23 protein-coding genes and 1 pseudogene are annotated in these 21,697 nt (G+C 63.6%); 16 read left to right on the top strand and 8 right to left on the bottom strand.

Translation table 11 applies throughout. The annotated features are described in order from the left end of the window. Positions 1-18: 18 nt before the first annotated feature. Positions 19-1,050: a trans-3-hydroxy-L-proline dehydratase gene (locus ROSMUC_RS06020; protein WP_037270644.1), complete on the bottom strand. Its 1,032-nt coding sequence runs from the start codon at positions 1,048-1,050 to the stop codon at positions 19-21. A gap of 351 nt (positions 1,051-1,401) precedes the next feature. On the opposite strand from ROSMUC_RS06020, the gene ROSMUC_RS06015 reads away from it, so the two are divergent. The 3 genes from ROSMUC_RS06015 to ROSMUC_RS06005 are packed head-to-tail and all read left to right on the top strand — an operon-like array spanning position 1,402 to position 4,285. Further along, the gene (locus ROSMUC_RS06015) at positions 1,402-2,406 is read left to right on the top strand and encodes an efflux RND transporter periplasmic adaptor subunit (protein ID WP_037270642.1); all 1,005 of its coding nucleotides are present in this window, start codon (positions 1,402-1,404) and stop codon (positions 2,404-2,406) included. Then, the gene (locus tag ROSMUC_RS06010) at positions 2,406-3,611 is read left to right on the top strand and encodes an ABC transporter permease (protein WP_037270640.1); all 1,206 of its coding nucleotides are present in this window, start codon (positions 2,406-2,408) and stop codon (positions 3,609-3,611) included. Before ROSMUC_RS06015 ends, ROSMUC_RS06010 begins: the two co-directional genes overlap by 1 nt. Then, positions 3,608-4,285 (top strand): ABC transporter ATP-binding protein, encoded by a 678-nt coding sequence (locus ROSMUC_RS06005; protein WP_037270637.1) that lies wholly within the window; start codon positions 3,608-3,610, stop codon positions 4,283-4,285. Before ROSMUC_RS06010 ends, ROSMUC_RS06005 begins: the two co-directional genes overlap by 4 nt. 31 nt (positions 4,286-4,316) lie before the next feature. On the opposite strand, the gene ROSMUC_RS06000 is transcribed toward ROSMUC_RS06005, so the two are convergent. Genes ROSMUC_RS06000 through ROSMUC_RS05990 form a run of 3 tightly spaced genes read right to left on the bottom strand, consistent with a single transcriptional unit; the run spans position 4,317 to position 6,426 of the window. Next, entirely contained in the window at positions 4,317-5,177 is an 861-nt protein-coding gene (locus ROSMUC_RS06000) for a 3-oxoadipate:acetyl-CoA acetyltransferase (protein WP_037270636.1), read from the bottom strand. Between the two features lie 14 nt (positions 5,178-5,191). Beyond that, entirely contained in the window at positions 5,192-6,049 is an 858-nt protein-coding gene (locus ROSMUC_RS05995) for an alpha/beta fold hydrolase (protein WP_037270635.1), read from the bottom strand. Continuing rightward, positions 6,046-6,426, bottom strand: coding sequence for a hypothetical protein (locus ROSMUC_RS05990; protein WP_037270633.1), 381 nt, complete (start codon positions 6,424-6,426; stop codon positions 6,046-6,048). Before ROSMUC_RS05990 ends, ROSMUC_RS05995 begins: the two co-directional genes overlap by 4 nt. A gap of 192 nt (positions 6,427-6,618) precedes the next feature. On the opposite strand from ROSMUC_RS05990, the pseudogene ROSMUC_RS05985 reads away from it, so the two are divergent. After that, a pseudogene (locus ROSMUC_RS05985) lies at positions 6,619-7,495 on the top strand (dioxygenase family protein). Between the two features lie 93 nt (positions 7,496-7,588). Then, entirely contained in the window at positions 7,589-8,479 is an 891-nt protein-coding gene (locus tag ROSMUC_RS05980; RefSeq protein WP_037270632.1) for a LysR family transcriptional regulator, read from the top strand. 50 nt (positions 8,480-8,529) lie between these two features. Here ROSMUC_RS05980 and ROSMUC_RS05975 read toward each other — a convergent pair whose 3' ends face one another. From ROSMUC_RS05975 to ROSMUC_RS05965, 3 genes are all read right to left on the bottom strand, one after another. Further along, on the bottom strand, positions 8,530-8,796 hold the full coding sequence (locus ROSMUC_RS05975) for a glycine zipper 2TM domain-containing protein (RefSeq protein ID WP_037270631.1): 267 nt from the start codon (positions 8,794-8,796) through the stop codon (positions 8,530-8,532). A 102-nt stretch (positions 8,797-8,898) separates the two neighbouring features. After that, positions 8,899-9,804 (bottom strand): DMT family transporter, encoded by a 906-nt coding sequence (locus ROSMUC_RS05970; protein WP_037270630.1) that lies wholly within the window; start codon positions 9,802-9,804, stop codon positions 8,899-8,901. Further along, positions 9,801-10,829, bottom strand: a complete 1,029-nt coding sequence (locus ROSMUC_RS05965) for a DMT family transporter (RefSeq protein ID WP_037270628.1) — start codon at positions 10,827-10,829, stop codon at positions 9,801-9,803. The genes ROSMUC_RS05970 and ROSMUC_RS05965 overlap by 4 nt, the downstream gene beginning before the upstream one ends. 324 nt (positions 10,830-11,153) lie before the next feature. Between ROSMUC_RS05965 and ROSMUC_RS05960 the strand changes: the two genes are divergently transcribed. From ROSMUC_RS05960 to ROSMUC_RS05925, 9 genes are all read left to right on the top strand, one after another. After that, positions 11,154-12,464, top strand: coding sequence for a helix-turn-helix domain-containing protein (locus tag ROSMUC_RS05960; RefSeq protein ID WP_037270624.1), 1,311 nt, complete (start codon positions 11,154-11,156; stop codon positions 12,462-12,464). 69 nt (positions 12,465-12,533) lie between these two features. Further along, the gene (locus tag ROSMUC_RS05955; protein WP_037270623.1) at positions 12,534-12,902 is read left to right on the top strand and encodes a response regulator transcription factor; all 369 of its coding nucleotides are present in this window, start codon (positions 12,534-12,536) and stop codon (positions 12,900-12,902) included. Further along, positions 12,899-13,165: a hypothetical protein gene (locus tag ROSMUC_RS05950; protein WP_037270622.1), complete on the top strand. Its 267-nt coding sequence runs from the start codon at positions 12,899-12,901 to the stop codon at positions 13,163-13,165. The genes ROSMUC_RS05955 and ROSMUC_RS05950 overlap by 4 nt, the downstream gene beginning before the upstream one ends. Beyond that, positions 13,166-15,850, top strand: a complete 2,685-nt coding sequence (locus tag ROSMUC_RS05945; RefSeq protein WP_037270620.1) for an ATP-binding protein — start codon at positions 13,166-13,168, stop codon at positions 15,848-15,850. A gap of 80 nt (positions 15,851-15,930) precedes the next feature. Continuing rightward, positions 15,931-16,209, top strand: a complete 279-nt coding sequence (locus ROSMUC_RS21280; RefSeq protein ID WP_052115264.1) for a hypothetical protein — start codon at positions 15,931-15,933, stop codon at positions 16,207-16,209. A gap of 58 nt (positions 16,210-16,267) precedes the next feature. Next, positions 16,268-16,945 (top strand): FliM/FliN family flagellar motor switch protein, encoded by a 678-nt coding sequence (locus tag ROSMUC_RS05940; RefSeq protein WP_245875126.1) that lies wholly within the window; start codon positions 16,268-16,270, stop codon positions 16,943-16,945. Between the two features lie 95 nt (positions 16,946-17,040). Further along, positions 17,041-17,367, top strand: coding sequence for a TraR/DksA family transcriptional regulator (locus tag ROSMUC_RS05935; RefSeq protein WP_037270617.1), 327 nt, complete (start codon positions 17,041-17,043; stop codon positions 17,365-17,367). A gap of 91 nt (positions 17,368-17,458) precedes the next feature. Further along, positions 17,459-17,668 carry a hypothetical protein gene (locus ROSMUC_RS05930; RefSeq protein ID WP_037270615.1) on the top strand — a complete coding sequence of 70 codons (210 nt, stop codon included), beginning with the start codon at positions 17,459-17,461 and terminating at the stop codon, positions 17,666-17,668. A gap of 86 nt (positions 17,669-17,754) precedes the next feature. Next, on the top strand, positions 17,755-19,722 hold the full coding sequence (locus ROSMUC_RS05925) for an enoyl-CoA hydratase/isomerase family protein (protein WP_037270613.1): 1,968 nt from the start codon (positions 17,755-17,757) through the stop codon (positions 19,720-19,722). A 14-nt stretch (positions 19,723-19,736) separates the two neighbouring features. Here the strand turns inward: ROSMUC_RS05925 and ROSMUC_RS05920 are convergent, their stop codons facing one another. Further along, positions 19,737-19,952, bottom strand: a complete 216-nt coding sequence (locus ROSMUC_RS05920) for a hypothetical protein (RefSeq protein ID WP_037271015.1) — start codon at positions 19,950-19,952, stop codon at positions 19,737-19,739. Positions 19,953-20,086: 134 nt separating this feature from the next. Here ROSMUC_RS05920 and ROSMUC_RS05915 point away from each other — a divergent pair, with 134 nt between their 5' ends. Continuing rightward, positions 20,087-20,347 carry a DUF2312 domain-containing protein gene (locus ROSMUC_RS05915; protein WP_008281976.1) on the top strand — a complete coding sequence of 87 codons (261 nt, stop codon included), beginning with the start codon at positions 20,087-20,089 and terminating at the stop codon, positions 20,345-20,347. A gap of 192 nt (positions 20,348-20,539) precedes the next feature. Further along, complete coding sequence (locus ROSMUC_RS05910) at positions 20,540-21,688, top strand: muconate/chloromuconate family cycloisomerase (protein WP_281256582.1); 1,149 nt, start codon at positions 20,540-20,542, stop codon at positions 21,686-21,688. Positions 21,689-21,697: the final 9 nt, after the last annotated feature.

Genomic DNA, 21,697 nt, shown 5'->3' with positions numbered 1-21,697 from the left:
TGGGGCGCCCCCTGCCCCTTAGCTGATCCGTGGCCATGTATCCGAGAGGCGATAGCCGCCCGGCCAAGGATCGCTCGGGTCCAGCATGTGCTGTGCCGTGCCGGTGATCCACGCCCGCCCGCTGATTTCGGGGCGGATGGCCGCAAGCTCGCCGACCTGCACCCTGCCCAGAATCCGGCCGTGAAATTCCGACCCGATGATCGACACGCCGGTAAAGCGGTCGTCCTCGCCCATCTCGCCGCGCGCGGCCAGAATCGCCATGCGCGCCGAGACCGCCGTGCCGGTCGGAGAACGGTCGAGCTTGCCGGGTTGGATCGCCACCACTGATTGCGCGCGCAAGGCAGTCCCCTCGCGCGTGATCGGCCCGGCAAAGAGGCAGAACGAATGATGCGCCCAATCGGGTTTTTCGGGATGCTCGAACCGGAATTGCGCGTTGGCGGCATTGGTGATGCGAATGCCCAGTTCCGCAATCTGGCGCGCGTTCGTCTCGACCAGATCCACCCCAAGGGCCACCGGATCGACCACCACGAAACTATCCCCGCCAAAGGCGGTATCCACCGTGATCCGCCCCAGCCCCGGCACATCGAGCGGCACGCCCAGACGGCTGGCAAAGGAAGGCAGGTTCTCGACGAAAATACGCTCGGCCTTGCCATTGGCGCATTCGGCGCGCACCCGCACGAGACCGCCCGGCGCCTCAAGCACCATATGCGTCACCGGCTCTTGCATGGGAAGAATTCCGCTGTCCAGCAACACGGTGGACACGCAGATCGAGTTCGACCCGGACATCGGCGGCGTATCCTCGGGCTCCATGATGATCCAGGCGGCCTGTGCCTCGGGGTGCTTGGGCGGCACGAGCAGGTTGACATGCCGGAACACACCGCCGCGCGGCTCGTTCAGCATGAAATTGCGCAGCGTCTGATCCTCAGCGATCCATTTGCGCTGCTCCCAGATCGTGGCGCCGGGGGGCGGGGTCACGCCGCCCACGATGACATCCCCCACCTCGCCTTCGGCATGACAGGAAACGACGTGGATGATCTTGCTGCTGCGCATGGCATCACTCTTTTGTTGGGGCTGCGCCGGACCTGATCCGTGTGGCAGCATGGGCCTGTCACAGACGGCGCAATACCCCGCTGTGCGAGCGTTATGCCCTTGGTAGCGCCTGGGCGTCAATCGCGGCCCATCCATCGTGCCGGTCGCTGATCCACGTCAAAGTAGTTGCGATTTGCTGCCCTATGCTAAAGGAACATGAGGCGGCGCAAGATTCGTCACCCGGCACGTCTATCCGATAAGAAGGAACTCCGTTTGGCTCCGGCTGACCAGAAACCTAGCCGACAAGATGCGCCTGCGCGGAACGCTCGACGTCGGTGGCTCTGGGCAGCGGCAGCGCTGATCGGCTTCGCTATGGCCGGGCTGATCACGGCGCAGGCCTGGATGACCCGCCCCCCGCTTGTCGCGGTCGAGACGGCAACGCTCGCCCCTGTTACTCGTGTGTTGGCGGTCAATGGCCGGATTGCGGCGGTCAGTTCGGTCGAGGTGACAGCCCCTGTCACCGGCACGCTCATCGCGCTGCCCGTGTCCGAGGGTGACAAGGTCGAGGCAGGTCAATTGCTTGCGCAGGTTGATGCCGAAGCGCAACGCGCCAGCGTGCGCCAGGCACAAGCTGCCCTCGATGCCGCCCGCGATGCGCAGCGCGAAGCACAGGCCGAGTTTGACCGCGCGGCCTCTCTGAGCACGACAATCGCCCGCTCGGTGCGCGACACCTATGGTTACAAACTCGAAGCGGCGACCCAAGAGGTTGCCCGCCTGAGCGCGGCGCTCGATCAGGCCCGCGTCCTTTTGGCCAACCACACGATCCGCGCGCCCGTCGCGGGCAGCGTCGTGATGCTCGATGTCGAGCAGGGTCAGCTTGTCAGCCCCGCCACGCCGATCCTGACCCTGGCCGACCTCAGCGCGCTTCTGGTCGAGGCTGATGTGGACGAGGCCTACGCCACCCAGATCGCGCTCGACCAGCCCGCTGTCCTGCAACTCGCCGGCGAAACCCAGACCCGCACCGGGCGGGTCAGCTATGTCTCACAGCGCGTCGACATCGCAACCGGCGGGCTGGCGGTCGAATTGTCGTTTGATACGCCGGTCACTGCGCCGGTGGGCCTGACGGTCGCGACCAACATCATCGTAGAGCAGCGGGACGCGGCCCTGACCGTGCCCCGCACCGCGCTGACTTCGGACGCAGGCGCGCCGGGCGTTTTCCTGCTCCGCGACGGCACCGCCAGATTTCAGTCGGTCAGCGTGGTGGATTGGCCCGCCGCACGGCTGATCGTCACGGCGGGGCTGGCCGAGGGCGAAGTGCTGATCACCGAGGCCACAGGCATCACGGATGGTCAGGCCGTGACAGCGGGGCAACCCTGATGCTTTACGCGCTCAAGATCGCCGCGCGCTATCTGACCGCCAGCAAGGCGCAAACAGCCCTTCTGGTGCTTGGGGTAGCGGTTGGGGTTTTTATCTTCATCTTCATGTCGGCGCTGATTGGCGGTTTGGCGCAATTCATCCTGTCACGCACCGTTGGCGATATATCGCATGTCACCATCGAGGCCGAACCGGATGACCCCGCCCTCTTGATCTCGCCCGCAGGCCATGTGCTGCTGGTTGCCGAACGCGGGCGCACCCGCACGGCGTCTCTCTCAGAGGCTGCGACTTGGCTACCCCTTATCGAGGCGGTGCCGGGGGTCAAGGCGGTCTCACCGCAGATCACCGGTGCCGGGTTTCTGACGCGTGGCGCACAGGTCGAACAGGTCAGCGTGACCGGGGTCGAGCCGGGGCGCGAATCCGCCATCCTCGATCTGGAGGGGTATATGGTCGAAGGGCGCGCGAGGCTGGGCGCGGGGCTGATCGTGCTGGGGCGCGAACTGGCCGATGATCTCGATCTGTCGCTCAATCAGCCGCTGCGCCTGCAAAGCTCTGAGGGCGTGACGGCCCTGCTTACACTCTCCGGTATCTATGAGACAGGAAACGGCGCCTTGGACGGGGCACGCGCCTTTGTCAGCCTCTCGACCGCGCGCACGCTCTTTGCCATGCCGCAAGGTGTGAGCCAGATCGAGATCAAGCTTTTTGACCTCAACGCCGCCGATGCCACGGCGCTGCGCATTCGCGGGCTGACCGGGCTCGATGCGGTGCCCTGGACCGACGGGGCAGAGCAGTTGATGGAGGCGCTGAGCGCGCAGGCGCAGACCGGCTATTTCCTCAAGACCTTCGCGCTTATCACAATCGTGATCGGGGTGGCCTCGGCGCTCTTGCTCTCGACCTACCGCCGCCGCCCGGAAATCGGGATCATGCGCGCGATGGGCGCGGGGCGCGGTTTTGTGGTGTTTGTCTTTGTGACCCAAGGGGCGCTTATTGGATTGATGGGCGGGATCATGGGCGCGGGGCTCGGGTATCTGGCCCTCCTGCCCTTCCCGCCCCGCGAAGCGTTCAAGCCGGGCACCCTGCCGATGGACATCACTCAGGGCTCTTACGGGCTGGCCATCACCCTGACGGTGATTGGTGCCATCCTCGCCTCGATCCTGCCCGCGCGATCTGCGGCTCGGGTCGATCCGGTCACGGCAATCGGCCAATGACAGCGCTTCTGCAGGTGTGCGATCTGGTCAAGACCTTTGGCACCGGCGAGGCCGCGACCCGCGTCCTGCGCGGACTATCCCTACGGCTTGATGCGGGCGAAATGGCGGCTTTGTTGGGACCATCCGGATCGGGCAAAAGCACGCTACTGACCATCCTTGGCACCTTGATGAAACCCACCTCGGGCCAGCATGTCATGCTGGGTCAAGACCTCATTGCCGCAGACGATCGGGCGCTGACCGAATTTCGCAACGCCCATATCGGGTTTGTCTTTCAGTTCCACAATCTCTTGCCGGATTTCACGGCGCTGGAGAATGTGATTTTCCCGACGGCTGTCCGCGAAGGCCGGGAAACCGCCCCGGCACGAGCACGCGGGCGCGATCTTTTGGCGCGGATGGGGCTGGCGGAGCGGATCCATTTTCCCGCCACCAATCTCTCTGGTGGACAAAAGCAGCGCGTCGCCGTGGCGCGCGCGCTGATGAACAGCCCCGAACTCGTGCTGGCAGACGAGCCCACAGGCAATCTCGACCGCGTTTCGGCCATGCAGGTGATGGAGTTGATTGCCGAGATCAACCGCGAAGAAGGCACGACCTTTCTGATCTCGACCCATGACGACAAGATCGCATCGCTCTGTCGGCGGCAAATCGTGGTAGGGGATGGGATGGTGACGGGCTGACCGGCGCAGGACCAGCCCATTCACCATGGGATCACGCCACTTTGTCATCCTTGAGACCACATTGGGCACGCAGGCCCAGCATCTGCCGCGCCTGGTCACAGGTGGCCACCGGGCGGTCGTGACGCGCGCAGATGTCGACAACGCGGCGCACCAGAGCGGCGTTCGAGGGTGCCAGCGTGTCGCGATCCAGCCGCACGTTATCCTCAAGCCCGGTGCGGGCATGCCCACCCGCCGCCACAGCCCATTCATTGAGCGTGATCTGGTGTCGCCCGATCCCCGCCGCGCACCAGGGCGCATCCGGGCCGAACAGGCGATTGACCGTGTGGATGTAATACTCGAACACATCGCGGTCGACCGGCATGGCGTTTTTCACCCCCATCACGAATTGCACATAGGGCGTGCCGAGAAGTTGGCCGTGATCCGCCATTTCCTTGGCCTTGAGGATGTGGCTCAGGTCAAACGCCTCGATCTCGGGCTTGACCTCGTGGGTGCGCATTTCCCCCGCCAGCCAATCGACCAGATCGGGCGGGTTCTCATAAACGCGAGTGGGGAAATTGTTGGACCCGACCGAGAGCGAGGCCATGTCGGGCCGCAAGCAGAGCATCGCGCCCCGCGTCTGGCCCGCGCCAGAACGCCCGCCGGTGGAGAACTGCACGATCATGCCGGGGCAATGCGCCTCGATCCCTTCTTTGAGCCGGGCGAATTTCTCGGGGTCGGACGAAGACGAGCCATCGTCGTTGCGCACATGGGCGTGCACGATACTGGCCCCAGCCTCATAGGCCTCATGGGTGGAGTCGACCTGTTCGGCCACGGTGATCGGCACCGCCGGATTGTCGGATTTCTGCGGCAGGCTGCCGGTGATCGCCACACAGATGATGCAGGGTTTGGTCATGTCAGCCCCTCCTCTCAGGCCGCTTGCGCCGATGCGCGCGCCATGCGCGCGAGGGCATCCATGAAAAAGGGCCGGAACCCTTGGGGGTGTTCGCTCATCGGGAAATGGCCCAACTCGTCCATCACCGCGACCGTGGCACCGGGAATGGCCGCTGCCGTGCGTTTCGCATCCTCGGGCGTGCAGGTCAGATCATAGGCCCCGACCAGCAGATGAACCGGGGTCCGCGCGGTGTCGATCTGCGCCAGCCGCCCGATCAGGCTGTCGTCGCGGGTGTAGAAGCTCAGGTCGCCGCGAAACACGCCCGGCCCCGACTGCATGAACATCCAGAGCGTGTTCCAGCGCTCGGCATTCGGCGCATAGGGCGAGATATTGGCCGACACGAGCGCCGCGCCCATCTCGCCGCCATGCGCATCGGGGCGGTGGAACCAGTCGATGTCATACCACGCGGGTTGAAAATCCGAGGCCTCGATCGCGATAAAGCCGCTGAACTGCTCGGGGTGCAGCGCCGCCAGTTGCAGCGCGATGCGTCCGCCCATGGAACAGCCCGCCAGAATGGGCCGCTCCAGCCCCAGGCCCGCGACCACCGCCAGAACGGTCTCGATATAGGCCTCGGTGGTCAGCAGGTATTCTTGGGTCTCGAACCCCTCGGGCGGCAGGGATTTGCCATGCCACGGCATGTCAAAGGCGATCAGGCGGTGATGTGCCGTGATCTCGGCATCGTTCATCAGATGCCGCCACTGCCGCGTGTCCGCGCCGGCCGTATGCAGACAGAGCACCGGCCGCCCCTGCCCGGCCTCCTCGAAATAGATGCGGCGCGGGGCACCTGCGATCTCGACGCTCAGGTAACGGCCTGTGATTGGCTCGATGCTCATAGGGCTGCCTCCTCTTTGCAACGCGCAAGCGCCATGACCTCTTTGAAAAAGCGCAGGTTCTTGACCAGACACAGAATGTCGCCGTCAATCCGTCCGCGCCCGATCTTGGCCAGCCCGAAAATGTCGTGAAATCCCGGCGCGGGGCGCGCCTGCCAGAACTGTTCCAGCGCGTCGGCATCGGTGCGCAGCGCAAAGCGCCACGGTGTCTTGCGGCTTGGACCGGCCATGACCGAGGTGATCTGCCCCTTGTCGAAGGTCAGATAGATTTCCTCGCCGTCGATCTCGATCAGCACTGTCTCGGAAAACAGCCGTCCAAGGCGCAAGAGATGCGGCTGATCCTTGAGCCGTGCCTCTATCTCGCGAAATCTGTCGATCACCTCTGCCTCCCTCCTGATGCTGCGGATGTGCTAGAAGTGACATTTAAGGGGGCGTTTGATCCATGCCGGACGGGGTATCACGCGATACCGCCTGCGGCATTGGTTTGACGCCAACCTTGATCGACAACGAGGACCAGAGGGTGTGCCCCGGCCTGCCCCGCGCCATATGAAACCCCGTTTGGAGGAGAACCCATGGGAATCGTCAATCTGGAAAACATCACCGATGTGGTGATCGCGAGCCTTGGCAAGCACGGTGACATCACCGAGCGTCAGCGCGAGATCATGACCGCGCTCATCCGTCACCTGCACGCCTTTTGCAAGGATGTGAACCTGCAGCATGGTGAGTTCTTGGAAGGGTGTGAATACCTCAAGCGCGCAGGGCAGACCTGTGACGAGAACCGGCAGGAGTTCGTTCTTCTGGGTGATATTCTAGGGATCGAAGTGCTGGTGGACATGCTGTCAAACCCGGTCGAGGGGCCCCGAGAGCGAGTCGACCGTGCTGGGGCCGTTTTACCGTGAAAATCCGCCCGTTCTGCCCAAGGGCGCCTCGACCATCCAGAAGCATTACGACAACGAGGAAACCGCCTATTACGAGGGCTATATCCGCGATGCGGCGGGCAACGGCATTGCCGGTGTGACACTCGACGTCTGGGAAGACGCGCCGAACGGCATCTATGAGAACCTCGACCCGGATCAGCCGGAATACAATCTGCGCGGCCGCTTCGAGACCGACGAGAACGGCCACTATTCCTTTGTCGCCGTGCGCCCGGTGCCCTACCCGATCCCTGATACTGAAACGGCAGGTGAACTGCTGCGCTATATGGGTCATCACCCTTACCGTCCCGGCCACATGCACTTCATCATCTCGAAAGACGGCTATCGCCAGTTGATCAGTCAAATCTATGACGGCGATAGCAAATGGCTCGATGATGACAGCGTGTTTGCCGTCAAGGACAGCCTGATCGGCACGTTCAAGCCCGCGCCCGAGACGCTTGGCACCGACCTGCATTTCGAGTTCGACTTCGTCCTCAAGGCGGATGCGGCAGCGCAGGCCGTGGCCGCCGAGTAAGACGATCCTTCCCTGAGACTTGAAGCCCCCGTCACGCGGGGGCTTTTTTTATGCCCGCAACAGGCTAGGCTGGAGCCGGGGCTGGAGGGTGCCATGAATTTCAAGCAACTGACCTATTTCATCGCTGTGGCGGAGGAATTGCACTTTGGCCGCGCTGCGGAACGGCTCGACATGGCGCAACCGCCGCTCAGTCGTCAGATCAAACAGATCGAAGAGGAGTTGGGCGCGATCCTCTTCAACCGTGGCCGCAGCGCCATCAGTCTCACGCAGGCGGGCGAGCGCTTGCTCGAACGCGGGCGATCCATTGTCGCACAGCTTGAGGATACCAAGCTCGAAGTGCGCCGCTTGGGTCAGGGCGCCGAAGGGCGGCTGCGCGTCGGCTTTGTCGGCTCGGCGACATTCGGCATCCTGCCCACCATCATCAAATCCTTTCGCGCCAATTATCCCGAGGTCAACCTGAGCCTCAACCCGATGAACAATGCGCAATTGCACCGCGCCCTTGTCTCGCGCGAGTTGGACGTGGCCTTTGCCCGGCCCGCGTTGAAGGATCCCGAATTTGTCACCAAGGAGTTGATGGAGGAAAAGCTGATCCTCGCCCTGCCCGACACGGTCGATACCGGCGGGCGCACCGTGGCCAAGCTCGAACGGCTCGAGACGCATAACCTTATCCTCTACCCCGAGTATCCGCGGCCCAGTTTCGCCGATTTCGTGATCAAGGCGGTTGAGGACGCGGGGTTCAGCGCGCCGTTACGCCTCTGGTGCATGGACTTGCAAACCGCGCTCAGCCTCGTGGCCATTGGCGAGGGCGTGTGCATTGTGCCCGAGTCGGTCGCGACCGCGCCGCGCAAAGGCATGAAATTCCTCCGGATCGAACCAGAGATTGCCCGCACAAGCCTATCGGTCAATCACCGGTTGGACGAACAGGGCGTGCATGTCCACAACTTCGTCAAGATCGCACAGCGCGTGGCGCGCAAGCAGTTTTAAGCGGCGGGCGACGCGGCCCGCCGCCTCTCGTTTCAGTAAGGCACCATGGATCAGCAAGGCACGGTGCGATAGGTGCCGTCGCCATTGGCATAGGCGCATTGATTGCGCGCGGTGTTGCGCGCGACCAGCGTGCCCGCTGCCGCCCCGGCCAGCGCCGAGACAATCGTCCAGTCGGAATCGGCATCAAAGGCCGAGGCGAGCAAGGCACCCCCGGCAGCACCCGCCGCACCGCCCACAAGTTCCCGGTCGCTGACGCCCTGCATGCACCCTGCCAGGGCAAGGCTGGTCACGCTGGCAAGAATGAGACTGCGGTTCATGATCTTTCCCTTTCCGTTCTTGGTTCAAACACATCGTCCAAGATAACGTAGGGGAACGGGTTTTGTTCCCGGAGCCAAACTGTATCGGCAGGGGATTGCCGATCAGAGCATCGGCGGGGGCGGTCTGCGCCGCGCCCCGGACAAGGCGTTGCCAGCGATCGCCCCCAACAGGATCGTTCCGCCAATCAAAGTGTTGGTTGTCGCCGTCTCGCCCAGTATCAGCCAGACCCAGACCGGACCAAGCACCACCTCGGCCAGTGACAAAAGCGTGAGTTCGGCGGCCGGCACGGTGCGAGACCCGATCGTGTAGAGGATCAGCCCCAACCCCACCTGAAACACGCCCATGCCAAGCGACAGCGCGGTGTCGGCGTTGGATATCCGCAGCGACAACCCCAGCCAGAAACAAATCGCCGCCATCAGCGCCATACCGAAAAGACCTGAAAGAAAGATCGCCGGCATCATCTCGGTCGCCTTGCCCCACCGCAAGGTGATGGTGAAGGTGGCAAAGCCCACCGCCGAACCGATGGCCGCGAGATTGCCCACAAGTGCTGCGCCCCCGAACTTGTCCCAGACCATCACCGCGATGCCACAGCCTGCCACCACGATGGCAACCCAAGTTTGCGGCCGGACATATTCGCGCAACACGATCCGCCCGAGGATCGCGGCCAAGAGCGGCGAGCAGGCGAAAAGCATCATCGCATTGGCAACCGACGTGGTCTGAATCGCAAAGATCGCCCCCGTGTAGGCCGCCACCAGCGACAGCCCGCCAATCACCCCCGGCCATCCCATTTGCCGCGCAAGGCGCAGTGCATCCTGGCCTGTGCGCAACCGGATCACCACATAGAGAAGTAGGGTCATCGAGGCCGAGCGATAGAACAGGATCTGCCAGACCTGCGCCTCGTCGATCAGGCGGATCCCCAAGCCCACGGTCGACCAGACCAGACCGGCGAGAAAGACAAGGACGTAGCCACGCATATCGCGTTCAGGCTGGATCGTCATGGTTGTCATCGGCTGCTTTCTTCCTCGGGAATTTGCGGCGGCAGGGGGCTGCCGGGGGCAAAGATCGCCTCGGCGGTGACCGGCGTTGCATCGCTCTGCCGCGACGCGCGCAGTTCCCGCCACCCAAGGTAAAGACCAGAGGCGGTGATGATCACCATGCCTGCCAGCGTATTCAGCGCTGGCACCTCATCCCAGAGGACATAGGCCAACAGGGCGGCAAAGGGCAGATAGGTATAGTCAAATGGCGCCACGAGGCTGGCATTGGCCACCTGATAGGCGCGCGAGACAAGCGTATAGGCGGCCATGCCAATGACCCCCAAGAGCGCCAGGCGCGGCAGGTCGTCAAGCGCCTTGGGCGGCAATTCCCAACGCAGGTGATAGGTCGCCGGGGTGATGTCGATCACCTGATTGACCAGCCAGCCCATCGGCAGGATCAGGATTCCGGCGAATGTCAGGGTATAAAGGCCAACGGTCAGCGTGCTCTCCCGGTCGCCGATCTGACGGGCGATGATCTGGGAAATCGCATAGGTCACGGCACAGAGCAGCGGCAGGACCGCAACAAGGGAAAAGTTCTCGCCCGCCGGGTTCATCGCGATGAGCACGCCCACAAACCCCGCCACCAAGGCGATCCCGCGATGCCAGCCGATCGTTTCGCGCAGGAAGACCGCCGCGAAGAGCGCGGTGATGAGCGGCGCCGAGAAAAAGATCGTGCTGACCTCGGCCAACCCCATGAACGGGAAGGCCGCGTAGAACATCGAAAAGCCCGAGGCAAAAAGGAACGCACGCATCAGATGCAGCGGCCAGAGTGGCGTCAGCAGGCGATGCGGCTTGCCCAGCCACAGGATCAGCGGCGTCATCACCAGAACCGTCACGATGGAACGCACGAAGATCAGCAGCCAGACCGGATAGATGGTCAGCAGCGTCTTCATCATCGCGTCCTGACCGACAAAGAGCAGCATGGCGATCTCGACGCAGAGTATCCCTTGCAGCGCGCGCGAGGGCGCGGGGGCGGGCTGTGCCGATAGCGTGGCCATGGGGTTCCATTTCTGAGCTGTTGGCGCGCGGCCACTGCCTCTCACGCTGGGCAGATCGAAACCGACTGTCGCGCCATTTTGCGACGTGATCGCGCAAAAACAGAGCACCCCTTCGCCAGATCAGACTCCGCGCGAGACGCGGCACAATATGGCCTTGGACAAGATCGCTTGCAGCACGGAACGTCCGCAGGTAAACGCGAAACAATCTTGCGCAAAGCAAATATCATATGGAACAAATCGCTTGTAAACTTATAGACAAGCCCTGCGCGCCTGTTGTAAAAAAATTCTCGTATCTCTCGCCTCCCCCGGAAAAGGACACGCCAGATGCCGGACCGGCTCATGATCGGCACCAGAATTCGCGAGCGGCGGGTTCTGAACGGCATGCGGCAATCCGATCTGGCGCAGCGGGCCGGGATTTCACCGTCCTACCTCAATCTGATAGAGCACAACCATCGCCGGATCGGCGGTAAGACCCTGCTCAAACTGGCCGAGGCGCTAAAGGTCGAGCCATCGCAACTGACCCAAGGGGCAGAGGCCACGTTGATTTCAGGCCTGCGCGAGGCGGCGGGCAAACCCCGTTCAGATGGGCCGGAACTGGACCGGACCGAGGAATTCGCCGGGCGCTATCCCGGCTGGGCCAGCCTTTTGAGCGAGTTGCATCGGCGCACGCAGGCGCTGGAGCGCACCATCGAAACCCTGACCGACCGACTGGCGCATGATCCCTTTCTCGCGGATTCGCTGCACGAGGTGATTTCCGCCGTGACGGCCATTCGCGCCACCTCGTCGATCCTCGTGGAAACCGAGGCAATCGAACCCGAATGGCAGGCACGGTTTCACCGCAATATCAACGAGGACAGCGCCCGCCTGACCGAAGGCGCGCAAGCCCTCGTGCGCTATCTCGAAGCGGCCCCCAATACCGAGGCAGAGCTGACCTCGCCCCAAGATGAGATGCATGCCTATCTGGCGGCGCGCGGCTATCATTTGCCCGAGCTGGAGCGCGAAATGGCGGGGCCAAGTGATGTGGCTCGCCTGATTGAAACTGCCGCAACCGACGGCATGTCAAGCCCGGCCCAGAACCTAACGCGCGAGGCGCTCTTGCGCTATATGGAGGACGCGGCCGCCCTGCCCCTGCGGGCGTTTCTGGCACGGGTCAGGACATTGGGGCTGCGCCCCGACCGGCTGGCCGAGGCGACGGGCGCGGATATGGCGCGGGTGTTCCGGCGTCTGGCCAGCTTGCCCGAGGCCGAAGTGGGGCCGATAGGCTTGGTGATCTGCGATGCCTCCGGCACGCTGACGTTTCGCAAGCCGATTGCCGGATTCGCCACACCGCGCATGGCCGGGGCCTGCGCGCTCTGGCCCCTCTATCAGGTGTTGAGCCAGCCACAGGTGCCCCTGCGGTTGCGGCTGCGACAGGCCGGACGCGGCGCCGAGGTGATCGAGGCCTTTGCGGTGGCCGCCCAAACCGGGCCCGCAGGCTTTGACCGCCCGCCGCTGATGCAAGCGCTGATGCTGATGCTGCCCGATCCCGGCGAGGCGGGCGGCGCGGTGCGTGCCATTGGGGTGAGTTGCCGGATATGTCCACTGGCCGATTGCGCCGCACGACGCGAGCCGTCGATTGTCGCAGAAGGGATGTGACCGCATGGGCGAACAGGGAATCAGACGCACGGCAAAGACCGCGCGCGCAACGGAGGGGAGGCCGGTTGCATGAGTAAGAGGGTTCTGGTGATCGAGGATGAGCCGAACATCATCGAAGCTGTCAGTTTTATCCTCTCGCGGGATGGCTGGGAGGTAAAGACCCATGCCAATGGCCATGATGCGATGGAGGCGGTGCGCGCCCGCGCCCCAGACCTCATCATTCTCGACGTGATGCTGCCCGGCAAAAGCGGCTTTGACATCCTTCAGGAAATCCGCGCCGATGCCGTCTATGGCCACACGCCAGTCCTGATGCTGACGGCGCGTGGCCAGACCAAGGATCGCGAAATGGCAGAACGCGCCGGGGCCAGCCAATACATGACCAAGCCCTTTTCCAACGCCGATGTCTTGGCCGCGGTGCGGGCGCTGGTCGTGCCATGAGCGCCGAGCGCGGCCCGCTGTTTCTGGCGCGGCGCACCTATCGGATGCGGCGGCTTTCGGATGCAGCGCGGATGCTGCCGGTTGCCGGGGCTGTCCTGTTCGCGGTGCCCCTCTTGTGGGAGACAGACGGCGTACGCACCACGCGCGCGATGTTCTATATTTTTGGCCTCTGGATCGTGCTGGCAGGGATTGCCGGCGTGATCTCGGCACGGCTGCGCCCGACCGAGAGCGAGGAAGACTCAAAGGGGCCGCAGGAGCGATAGATGACGATCCTCAACGTCCTCATCCTTGTCTGCATACTATACGTGGTGTTTCTCTTCGCCGTGGCCTTCGCCGCCGACCGCGCCGCGCTGCGCGGACGCGGCAGCTGGCTACGCTCGCCCTATATCTACACCCTGTCGCTGTCGATCTATTGCACCGCCTGGACATTCTATGGCGCGGTCGGCTTTGCCGCGCGCTCGGGGCTGGAATTTGTCACCATCTATCTGGGTCCGACGCTGATCATGATTGGCTGGTGGTGGACCCTGCGCAAAATGGTGCGGGTTGGCCGAAGCCAGCGGATCACCTCGATCGCCGATCTCATTTCTTCGCGCTATGGCAAGTCCAACCTGCTCGCGGTGATCGTGACCGTTTTGGCGGTCATTGGCACGACACCCTATATTGCACTGCAATTGCAATCGGTGACGCTGTCTTTTGCTGCGTTTGCAGAAACGGACCCCACAGCCACGACATTGCCGGACATGCAATCCACCGCCCTCTGGGTGGCGGGGGGGCTGGCGCTCTTCACTATTCTCTTTGGAACCCGCAATCTGGATGCGAACGAGCGCCATCATGGTGTGGTCATGGCCATCGCGCTTGAGGCAGTGGTCAAGCTCTTTGCCCTTTTGGCCGTCGGGATATTCGTGGTCTGGGGTCTGTCGGGCGGGGTGGCGGCAACGCTCGACCGGATCGACGCCTCGGCCATTGCACGGTTCGAGGTGTCGGGCAGTCGCTGGGTTGGTCTCACGATGCTGTCGGCGGCGGCATTTCTGTGCTTGCCCCGCATGTTTCAGGTGATGGTGGTCGAGAACGAGGACGAAGACCATTTGCGCACCGCTGCTTGGGCGTTTCCAACCTACCTCATGCTGATGAGCCTCTTTGTCGTGCCGATCGCGGCGGTAGGGCTGGAATTGATGCCGGGGGGTGCAAATCCCGATCTCTTCGTGCTGACGCTGCCCTTGATGGACGGGCGCGACGGGCTGGCGATCCTGTCTTTTCTGGGTGGGTTTTCCAGCGCCACCTCGATGGTCATCGTGGCGGCGATTGCGCTCTCGACCATGGTGTCGAACCACGTCGTGATGCCCCTCTGGCTGCATTTTTCAGGCGGGGCGGCGATGGTCTCGGGGGATGTGCGGCATGTGGCCCTGCTGGCGCGGCGGCTGAGTATCGCGGGTGTCGTTCTCTTGGGTTATGTCTATTTCCGCCTGTCGGGCGGCGGCACGGCTCTTGCGGCAATCGGGCTGATTGCCTTTGCCGGGGTGGCGCAATTCATGCCCGCGCTGATGGGCGGCCTTTTCTGGCGCGGGGCCACACGCACCGGGGCCTTGGCGGGTCTGATCGTCGGGGCGGTGGTGTGGATCTACTGCCTTTTTCTGCCCAGCTTCGGCCCCTCGGTGGTGCTGCCGCAGGTGGTCTTTGACGAAGGTCTCTTTGGACTGCACTGGTTGCGGCCCCGTGCGCTCTTTGGCACCGAGGGGATGGATCCGGTGGTACATGCGGTGCTCTGGTCGCTGTTGCTCAACACCTCCGCCTTTGTCCTTGGCTCGCTCCTCAGCTTTCCGCAGCCCGTGGAACGCTTGCAAGGGGCGCAATTCGTCAATGTCTTCGATCATTCCGGAACGCCCGGCGGCTGGACCGGCGGCATGGCGCAGAGCGAAGACCTGTTGATCATGGCACAACGCATCATGGGTGCCACCGAGGCGCAGGCGCTTTTTGCCGAGGCCGCCAGACGACAGGGGCTGGCGGGCTATCTGCCCGAACCCAGCCCCTCTTTCCTGCAAGAGTTGGAGCGCGAGTTGTCGGGCTCTGTCGGGGCCGCGACGGCGCATGCCATGATCAGCCAGATCGTCGGGGGCGCGGCGGTTTCGGTCGAGGATCTGATGGCAGTGGCGGATGAAACCGCGCAGATCATGGAATATTCCAGCCAGCTTGAGGCGAAATCGCAGGAACTGGCCCGTACTGCCCGACAACTCCGGCAGGCCAATGAGAAACTGACACAGCTCTCGGTGCAAAAGGACGGGTTTCTGAGCCAGATCAGCCATGAGCTGCGCACGCCGATGACCTCGATCCGCGCCTTTTCGGAAATCCTGCGCGACACGGGCGATCTGACCCCGGAAGAACAGAGTAAATACGCCTCGGTGATCCATGACGAGGCGGTGCGCCTGACGCGGCTTTTGGATGATCTGCTGGATCTCAGCGTGCTGGAAAACGGGCAGGTCGTTTTGCACGTGCAAACCGGATCTCTGGCTGACCTCTTGGACCGGGCGGAACGCGCGGCGGGGGTGCAGGGTGGCACACTCAGGGTGATGCGCGACCGAACAGCCGAAGCGGTGGCGCTCACCACGGATCTGGACCGGCTGGTGCAGGTCTTTATCAACCTCATCGCCAATGCGCGCAAATACTGCGACGGGCAGCCGCCGATTTTGACGATTCGCACGGCGGTGATCGATGGGGAACTGGTGATTGACTTTACCGACAACGGATCGGGCATCGCCCCCGCCCAACAGGCCGTCATATTCGAGAAATTCTCGCGCATAGGCCAACACAAGGCCGGCGGCGCGGGTCTTGGCCTAGCCATCTGCCGCGAGATCATGGCGCGTTTGGGCGGCGCGGTCAGCTACCTACCGGGGCAAAAAGGGGCCGCATTCCGCGTGACCCTACCGCTGAGCGCGCGCATGGCCGCACAATAGACCAGAGGTTTTCCAGCCAGCCTAAAGAAAATCGTAACCAAGCCTGCCTAGGGTCACCCCGACAGCTTCAGAAAGGGGCGATGGCGCAGGGTATGGGATCGCAGGATCACAGTTCGGTCATTCAGCGGATGGCGCAAACCGCACGCGACGGGTCCGACAGCCGCCATATGACTCCGGTCAAGGCGCTGCGCCTGGCCGTGGCACGCGCGGCGGATACCCTTCTGGGCCTTGGCCTGACGGTGGCCACCGTCGAACAGATACGCGTGCCGCTTGCCGACGTGGGGCACAGCTTGTGCGATGCAGGTCTCTTGGTGTTGTTGGAGGGGGCCGGGGGGCGCACGCGGCGCGCTCTGTCTTGATTCACAATTCCTTGCCGGGCTGATCGAGGTGCAGACCACGGGCGCCGTGCGCGCCGGCATGGCACGATCACGCGCGGCCACACGCACCGACGCGGCGATGGTCGCGCCCCTGATCGACGCGGTTCTGGCCGATTTTGACAGCCAGTTGACGGCAGAGCCTGACGCGCCACCGGCCCGCCACTTTGCCTTTGGCGATATGGTCGAGGACCTGCGCGGTCTGCTGCTCTTGCTGGTGGCCCCGGATTTTGAGGTGCTGCGCCTCACGGTCGATCTGGGACCGGGGGCCAAGACCGGGCGTCTTGACCTGCTCTTGCCCGTGATCGCACCGCCGGCACGCGCCACCCCCGGCAAAACCGCAAGCGCCGCAATCGAAACGCCTGCACATATCGACCAGGTTGTGTCCAAGGCCCCAGTGGTGCTTGACGCTGTCATGGCCCGGTTACGCCTGCCCCTGCGTGATATTCTGGCGCTGAAACCCGGCGATCTGCTTCCCCTTCCGCGAGAGTCGCTGACCGGAACCCAGCTTGTCGGCACGCGCGGGCATTTGGTGGCCACGGCAGAGCTTGGGCAAATGAACGGCGTGCGCGCGCTGCGCCTGATTTCAGGGGCGGCCTCGCCTTTGCCAGACCCGCCGGACCCGCCAGACCCGGTCCCGGACCCCGCCCCTGTCGCCCCGCGAAACAGCTCTGATCTCTTGCCGATCGAGGCTCAGAACCTTACCGATCATCCGATGTAATCAGGCACCTTCACGCCGATCTGCGCCCTCTTGACCTGCATCAATGACCGAAACACCGCCGTATGCTAGGATATCTAAAATAAAGGAGGCTTTGGATGCTCGAGACTGAACGATACCGGTTGGCGCTTATGGCGCGGCTTGGCGAATTGGACAAACGTCTGCATGCCATTGAAGATGAGCTCGATTCGACCAAATCCAAGGATTGGGACGACGCCGCGATCGAGCGCGAAGGCGATGAGGTGCTCGAGCATCTGGGTCAGTACGGTCAGGAAGAAGTCGCACGAATCCGCGCAGCACTTGACCGTATCCGCAAGGGCACGTTTGGAACCTGCGCCCGTTGCGAAGAACAGATTGCCGCTGATCGTCTGGATGTCTTGCCAGAAACACCGCTCTGCCGGGCCTGTGCCGCACAGGTTTCCTGATCCCGTCACGCAACTGTTACCGGGTCTCGATAAAGCCTCGAATTGCAGCGCAAAACACGCTAGAGTTGCATTGCCACCAGGGAGGACCACCATGATCAATACGCGCACCGAGCTTGACCGTCTTGAGCATCAGATTGGACAGGCCAATCCCGACACCCGCCACAAGCTGGAGCCGCAATTGCGCCGGATGATTGCGCGTCTGCATGACGAAGGCATAGCCGTTCCGGACGAAACCAAGAGCCTGCACGAGCTGCTCTTGTGCGAGGCTATTGAGGCGCAGTTCGACAACATGCCCGTCTGAAACCACCAGTTTTTCCGTCCCAAGCTTGCACAGGAGGAAATTCCTCGTAGAACTTGTGCGTAGAAGCGTTTTACGGGTGGGACGGAGTGACGGGGCAGATACGCCAGAAATTGCGGGACGGGGTGGCGGTGCTGCTGCTGGATCGTCCCGTGGCCAATGCGCTGTCCCCTGACTTGCGCGCAGAGCTTGCGGCCGCGTTGGATCGCACGGCCACCGAAACCGAGGTGCGCGCCGTGGTCCTTGCGGGATCAGGCGCCGGGTTTTCCTCTGGTGTCGATCTCACGGAATACGACGGCCCGCTGGCAGAGCCGTGGATTGACACGCTCTGCACGCGGATCGAGGAGTTTCCCAAGCCTGTGATCACCGCATTGCACGGCGCGACCTTCGGCGCGGGTCTGGCGCTGGCCCTCGCATCGCATGCCCGCGTTGTGCAGGCCGAGGCGCGGCTCGCCTCTCCTGAAATCACGCTTGGGATGGTGCCGGGGGGCGGAGTAACGCAGCGATTGCCGCGCCTTCTGGGGGCGCAGGTGGCGCTGGAGGTGATGTTGACGGGGCAGACCCTGCGTGCGTCCGATCCGCGGCTGCGTCACCTCTTTTCCCAGATCACCACAGATGATCCGTTGCCTGCGGCGGTCGATCTGGCCCGCAAGTTGGCAGATCAGGGCCATTGGCGCCGCAGCCAAGACGCCACGCGCGGCCTGTCCGATCCTGCAGGCTATCAGCGCGCCATCTCCGCCGTCGCCGAGCGGCTCAAGGGACAGACCGGTGCGGCCTCCGACATCTTGCGTGCCGTCGAGGCAGCGCAGCTTCTGCCCTTCCCACAGGGGCTGGCCTTTGAGGCGACGCTGTTCGACGACCGGTTGCGCAGCCCCGAAGCGCGCGCGCAGCGGCACATTTACGCGGCCGAGCGCCGGGCCTCGGGCATGCCCGAACGCGCGCAATCCCCGACGCATGACATGACCCGAATCGCGCTTGCGGGGGCGCGGTTGGGGGATGTCGCGCTGCTGCTCCTGGAGGGCGGCAAGGAGGTGCGCAGCGATGCGCCAGACCTGCGCACCAACGTGTCGCGCGCGCTCGACGGGCTGGTCACACAAGGCAAGATCGAGGCTGCCACCCGCGACGCATATCTGACGCGGTTGCAGAATGGCACAGCGCCCGTTGATCTGGCGCTCTGCACGCGCGGCTCAGAGGCCGCGAATGTAGCGCTCAGCCTGCCGCTCGACGATGGGCGCGGTCTGGCAGGTGCGGCTCTGGGTCTACGGCTCTACCGGCCTGCGCAGAGCGTGCGGCTGGCAGAACTCTCCGTGTCCCATGCCGCAGATGCCGGGACGGTAGCCAGCCTTGCGCGGCTCTGCACCGGGCTGGGCGTGACGGCGGTGCGCGCGGCGCAGCCTGCATCGGGGCCGGGGCTGGGTCATGTGCTGATGGGGGCGCTCAGTCTGGCTGGGCTGGAACTGGTGCGCCTTGGCATGACCCCGCAACGGGTGGATCAGGCGGCGCAACGCCTCGGGTTTCGGGCGGGGCCGTTCCTGATGATGGATTATGAAGGGCTGCCGGTGGTGGCAGCACGGCTACGAACAGTGGCCGAATGGCTGGGTTGCCCTGCCCCCGGCGCGGATGATCCGCTGGCCGAGCGTCTGGCCAAAGGGGCGGTCGGCCGCGCGGTCGGGCGCGGCTTTTATGACCACCCACGCGACGGACCGCGCGCCCCCAAGACCTGGGCAGGGCCAGGGCGTGATCTGGCTGAGGTATTGGGCGCGGTGGCACCAAGACATGCTTTGCAGGCCGCACTGCTCGGTGCCGCAATGCAGCTATTGGCGCGCGGTGCCGTACAGCGCGCGTCGGATCTTGATTTGCTGTTGGTGCGCGGATACGGCTACGACCGCGCGCGCGGCGGGCCTCTTTTCGCCGCCGATCAGCGCGGGATGCTCGCGGTTTTGCAGGATTTCAAGGCGCTCGCCGCCTTGTGCAGCCCACTCTGGGAGGTGCCGCCAATGCTGCGCGAGATGGTCAAGAATGGCGAGGGTTTCTTTGGTCGGCGGGCCGACGCCTGAGGCGCTCAGCCGAGTCACCCAAGCAGGATGCCCACAACAACCATCATCAGCCCGATCACAGACAAGAACAAGGCACCGGTATTGAGCGGCACGATCCGTTGCACCGCCGCCCGCAATGCGTCATCCGACAGCCCCGCATTACGCGCGCGCCAGACCTTGACGATGCACCAGATCAATGTGGCCAGACCAGCCACCGACAGGGCGGCCCCAGACCAGATCATATACTCCATCGCCACCTCCCCGGCCGGTTACCGCCCCGGCGCTAGAGCAATTTTTCCGCCATTGCAAGCCGCGCCGCAGATGTCCCTTGCACCATATCCGACAGGGCGCTAGTCAGAAACCCCAACCGACCGGAGATCAGGCCATGGACGATATGAATTCCGACAGCAACTACCGCGTTACCGCCGATGAGTTGCGCCAGTTCATCGAACGGTTCGAGCGGCTCGAGGCCGAGAAGAAGGACATCGCCGACCAGCAAAAGGAAGTGATGGCCGAGGCCAAGGGACGCGGCTACGACACCAAGGTCATGCGCAAGGTTATCGCCCTGCGCAAACGCGACAAGGATGACATCGCCGAAGAAGAGGCGGTTCTCGAAATGTACAAAGAAGCCTTGGGCATGATGTAAACCGCCCCCTCTCGCACGGATTTCAGCAAGGCGCGCCAGTCTGGCGCGCCTTTTCCTTTGTGCCATAGCCCGGCACGGGACATGGGGCAACCTTTCGGTGCGGGTATCACCCAAGACCCGCAGCATCATCGACTTGATGCCCCACCACAGGCAGTTTGCACCTCAATGCAATACTGACATGTGGTGAACGCCGTGACCAAGATCGACCAGATCGAAACGATGATCCTCGATATTCCGACCATCCGGGGCCATGTCCTGTCGATGGCGACGATGCGGGTCCAGACCGCCGTTCTGGTCCGCATACGGTTCTCGGATGGGTCCGAGGGGATTGGCGAGGGCACCACCATCGGCGGGCTCACCTATGGCCCAGAGAGCCCCGAGAGCATCCAATCCGCCATCGACACCTATATCGCCCCTGCCCTCTTGGGCCGTGCGGCGGATGATGTGAACGGCGCGGTGCAGCTGATCGACCATCTGGTCAAGGGCAACCGCATTGCCAAGGCGGCGGTTGAAATCGCGCTTTGGGATGGCTTGGGTCGGCGTTTGGGCGTGTCGGTGGCACAGCTTTTCGGCGGTGCCGTGCACACGCGGCTTCCGGTGGCCTGGACGCTCGCCTCGGGCAATTCCGACACGGATATTGCCGAGGCGCAAGAGATGATCGCGACCCGGCGCCACAACATCTTTAAACTCAAGATCGGCAAACGCGCAGTGGCCGAGGATGTGGCGCATGTGGCACGGATCAAGGCCGCGTTAGGCGATGCCGCCAGCATCCGCGTCGATGTCAATCAGGCATGGTCGCTTCAGGATGCGCGCTGGGGCCTCAAGGACCTTCAGGATGTGGGCTGCGAGTTGGTCGAACAGCCGGTGCGCGCGCGCTATCTGAACGCCTTGCGTGAATTGACGCGGAACCACGAGATTGCGGTGATGGCCGATGAGGCGCTGAACGGCCCCGAGGATGCCGTGAGCATCGTGACCAAGGGTGCGGCGGATGTGTTCGCCGTCAAGGTGGCACAATCGGGCGGGATCAAGCGCGCGTCCGAAGTGGTGGCGATTGGGCAGGCGGCGGGCCTTGGCCTCTATGCCGGAACGATGCTGGAAACGGGGCTTGGCACAGCTGCCGCGCTGCAACTCTTTGCCGGGGTTGAGGAATTGCGCTGGGGCTCCGAGCTCTTTGGCCCTCTCCTCTTGACCGAGGACATTCTGGCCACCCCGATCCGCTATGCCGATTTCACCGTCGAGGTGCCGCAGGGCGCGGGCATTGGCGTGACGCTCGACCACGACAAGGTCGAGTTTTTCCGCCGCGACCGTGCGCGGAGCCTGAAAACCGTGGCCGGTGAATAACCGGCCCAA

It is taken from the genome of Roseovarius mucosus DSM 17069 (assembly GCF_000768555.3).
Classification (GTDB): Bacteria; Pseudomonadota; Alphaproteobacteria; order Rhodobacterales; family Rhodobacteraceae; genus Roseovarius; species Roseovarius mucosus.
Note: the sequence above shows the minus strand (reverse complement) of the source record. Positions and strands in the feature narration are given on the sequence as shown.

Excerpts from the sequence above, each read along its gene's own strand:
- ROSMUC_RS06020 (WP_037270644.1), bottom strand. The coding sequence starts at position 1,050 with ATGCGCAGCAGCAAGATCATCCACGTCGTTTCCTGTCATGCCGAAGGC.
- ROSMUC_RS06015 (WP_037270642.1), top strand. The coding sequence starts at position 1,402 with ATGGCCGGGCTGATCACGGCGCAGGCCTGGATGACCCGCCCCCCGCTT.
- ROSMUC_RS06010 (WP_037270640.1), top strand. The coding sequence starts at position 2,406 with ATGCTTTACGCGCTCAAGATCGCCGCGCGCTATCTGACCGCCAGCAAG.
- ROSMUC_RS06005 (WP_037270637.1), top strand. The coding sequence starts at position 3,608 with ATGACAGCGCTTCTGCAGGTGTGCGATCTGGTCAAGACCTTTGGCACC.
- ROSMUC_RS06000 (WP_037270636.1), bottom strand. The coding sequence starts at position 5,177 with ATGACCAAACCCTGCATCATCTGTGTGGCGATCACCGGCAGCCTGCCG.
- ROSMUC_RS05995 (WP_037270635.1), bottom strand. The coding sequence starts at position 6,049 with ATGAGCATCGAGCCAATCACAGGCCGTTACCTGAGCGTCGAGATCGCA.
- ROSMUC_RS05980 (WP_037270632.1), top strand. The coding sequence starts at position 7,589 with ATGAATTTCAAGCAACTGACCTATTTCATCGCTGTGGCGGAGGAATTG.
- ROSMUC_RS05975 (WP_037270631.1), bottom strand. The coding sequence starts at position 8,796 with ATGAACCGCAGTCTCATTCTTGCCAGCGTGACCAGCCTTGCCCTGGCA.
- ROSMUC_RS05970 (WP_037270630.1), bottom strand. The coding sequence starts at position 9,804 with ATGACAACCATGACGATCCAGCCTGAACGCGATATGCGTGGCTACGTC.
- ROSMUC_RS05965 (WP_037270628.1), bottom strand. The coding sequence starts at position 10,829 with ATGGCCACGCTATCGGCACAGCCCGCCCCCGCGCCCTCGCGCGCGCTG.
- ROSMUC_RS05960 (WP_037270624.1), top strand. The coding sequence starts at position 11,154 with ATGCCGGACCGGCTCATGATCGGCACCAGAATTCGCGAGCGGCGGGTT.
- ROSMUC_RS05955 (WP_037270623.1), top strand. The coding sequence starts at position 12,534 with ATGAGTAAGAGGGTTCTGGTGATCGAGGATGAGCCGAACATCATCGAA.
- ROSMUC_RS05950 (WP_037270622.1), top strand. The coding sequence starts at position 12,899 with ATGAGCGCCGAGCGCGGCCCGCTGTTTCTGGCGCGGCGCACCTATCGG.
- ROSMUC_RS05945 (WP_037270620.1), top strand. The coding sequence starts at position 13,166 with ATGACGATCCTCAACGTCCTCATCCTTGTCTGCATACTATACGTGGTG.
- ROSMUC_RS21280 (WP_052115264.1), top strand. The coding sequence starts at position 15,931 with ATGGCGCAGGGTATGGGATCGCAGGATCACAGTTCGGTCATTCAGCGG.
- ROSMUC_RS05940 (WP_245875126.1), top strand. The coding sequence starts at position 16,268 with ATGGCACGATCACGCGCGGCCACACGCACCGACGCGGCGATGGTCGCG.
- ROSMUC_RS05935 (WP_037270617.1), top strand. The coding sequence starts at position 17,041 with ATGCTCGAGACTGAACGATACCGGTTGGCGCTTATGGCGCGGCTTGGC.
- ROSMUC_RS05930 (WP_037270615.1), top strand. The coding sequence starts at position 17,459 with ATGATCAATACGCGCACCGAGCTTGACCGTCTTGAGCATCAGATTGGA.
- ROSMUC_RS05920 (WP_037271015.1), bottom strand. The coding sequence starts at position 19,952 with ATGGAGTATATGATCTGGTCTGGGGCCGCCCTGTCGGTGGCTGGTCTG.
- ROSMUC_RS05915 (WP_008281976.1), top strand. The coding sequence starts at position 20,087 with ATGGACGATATGAATTCCGACAGCAACTACCGCGTTACCGCCGATGAG.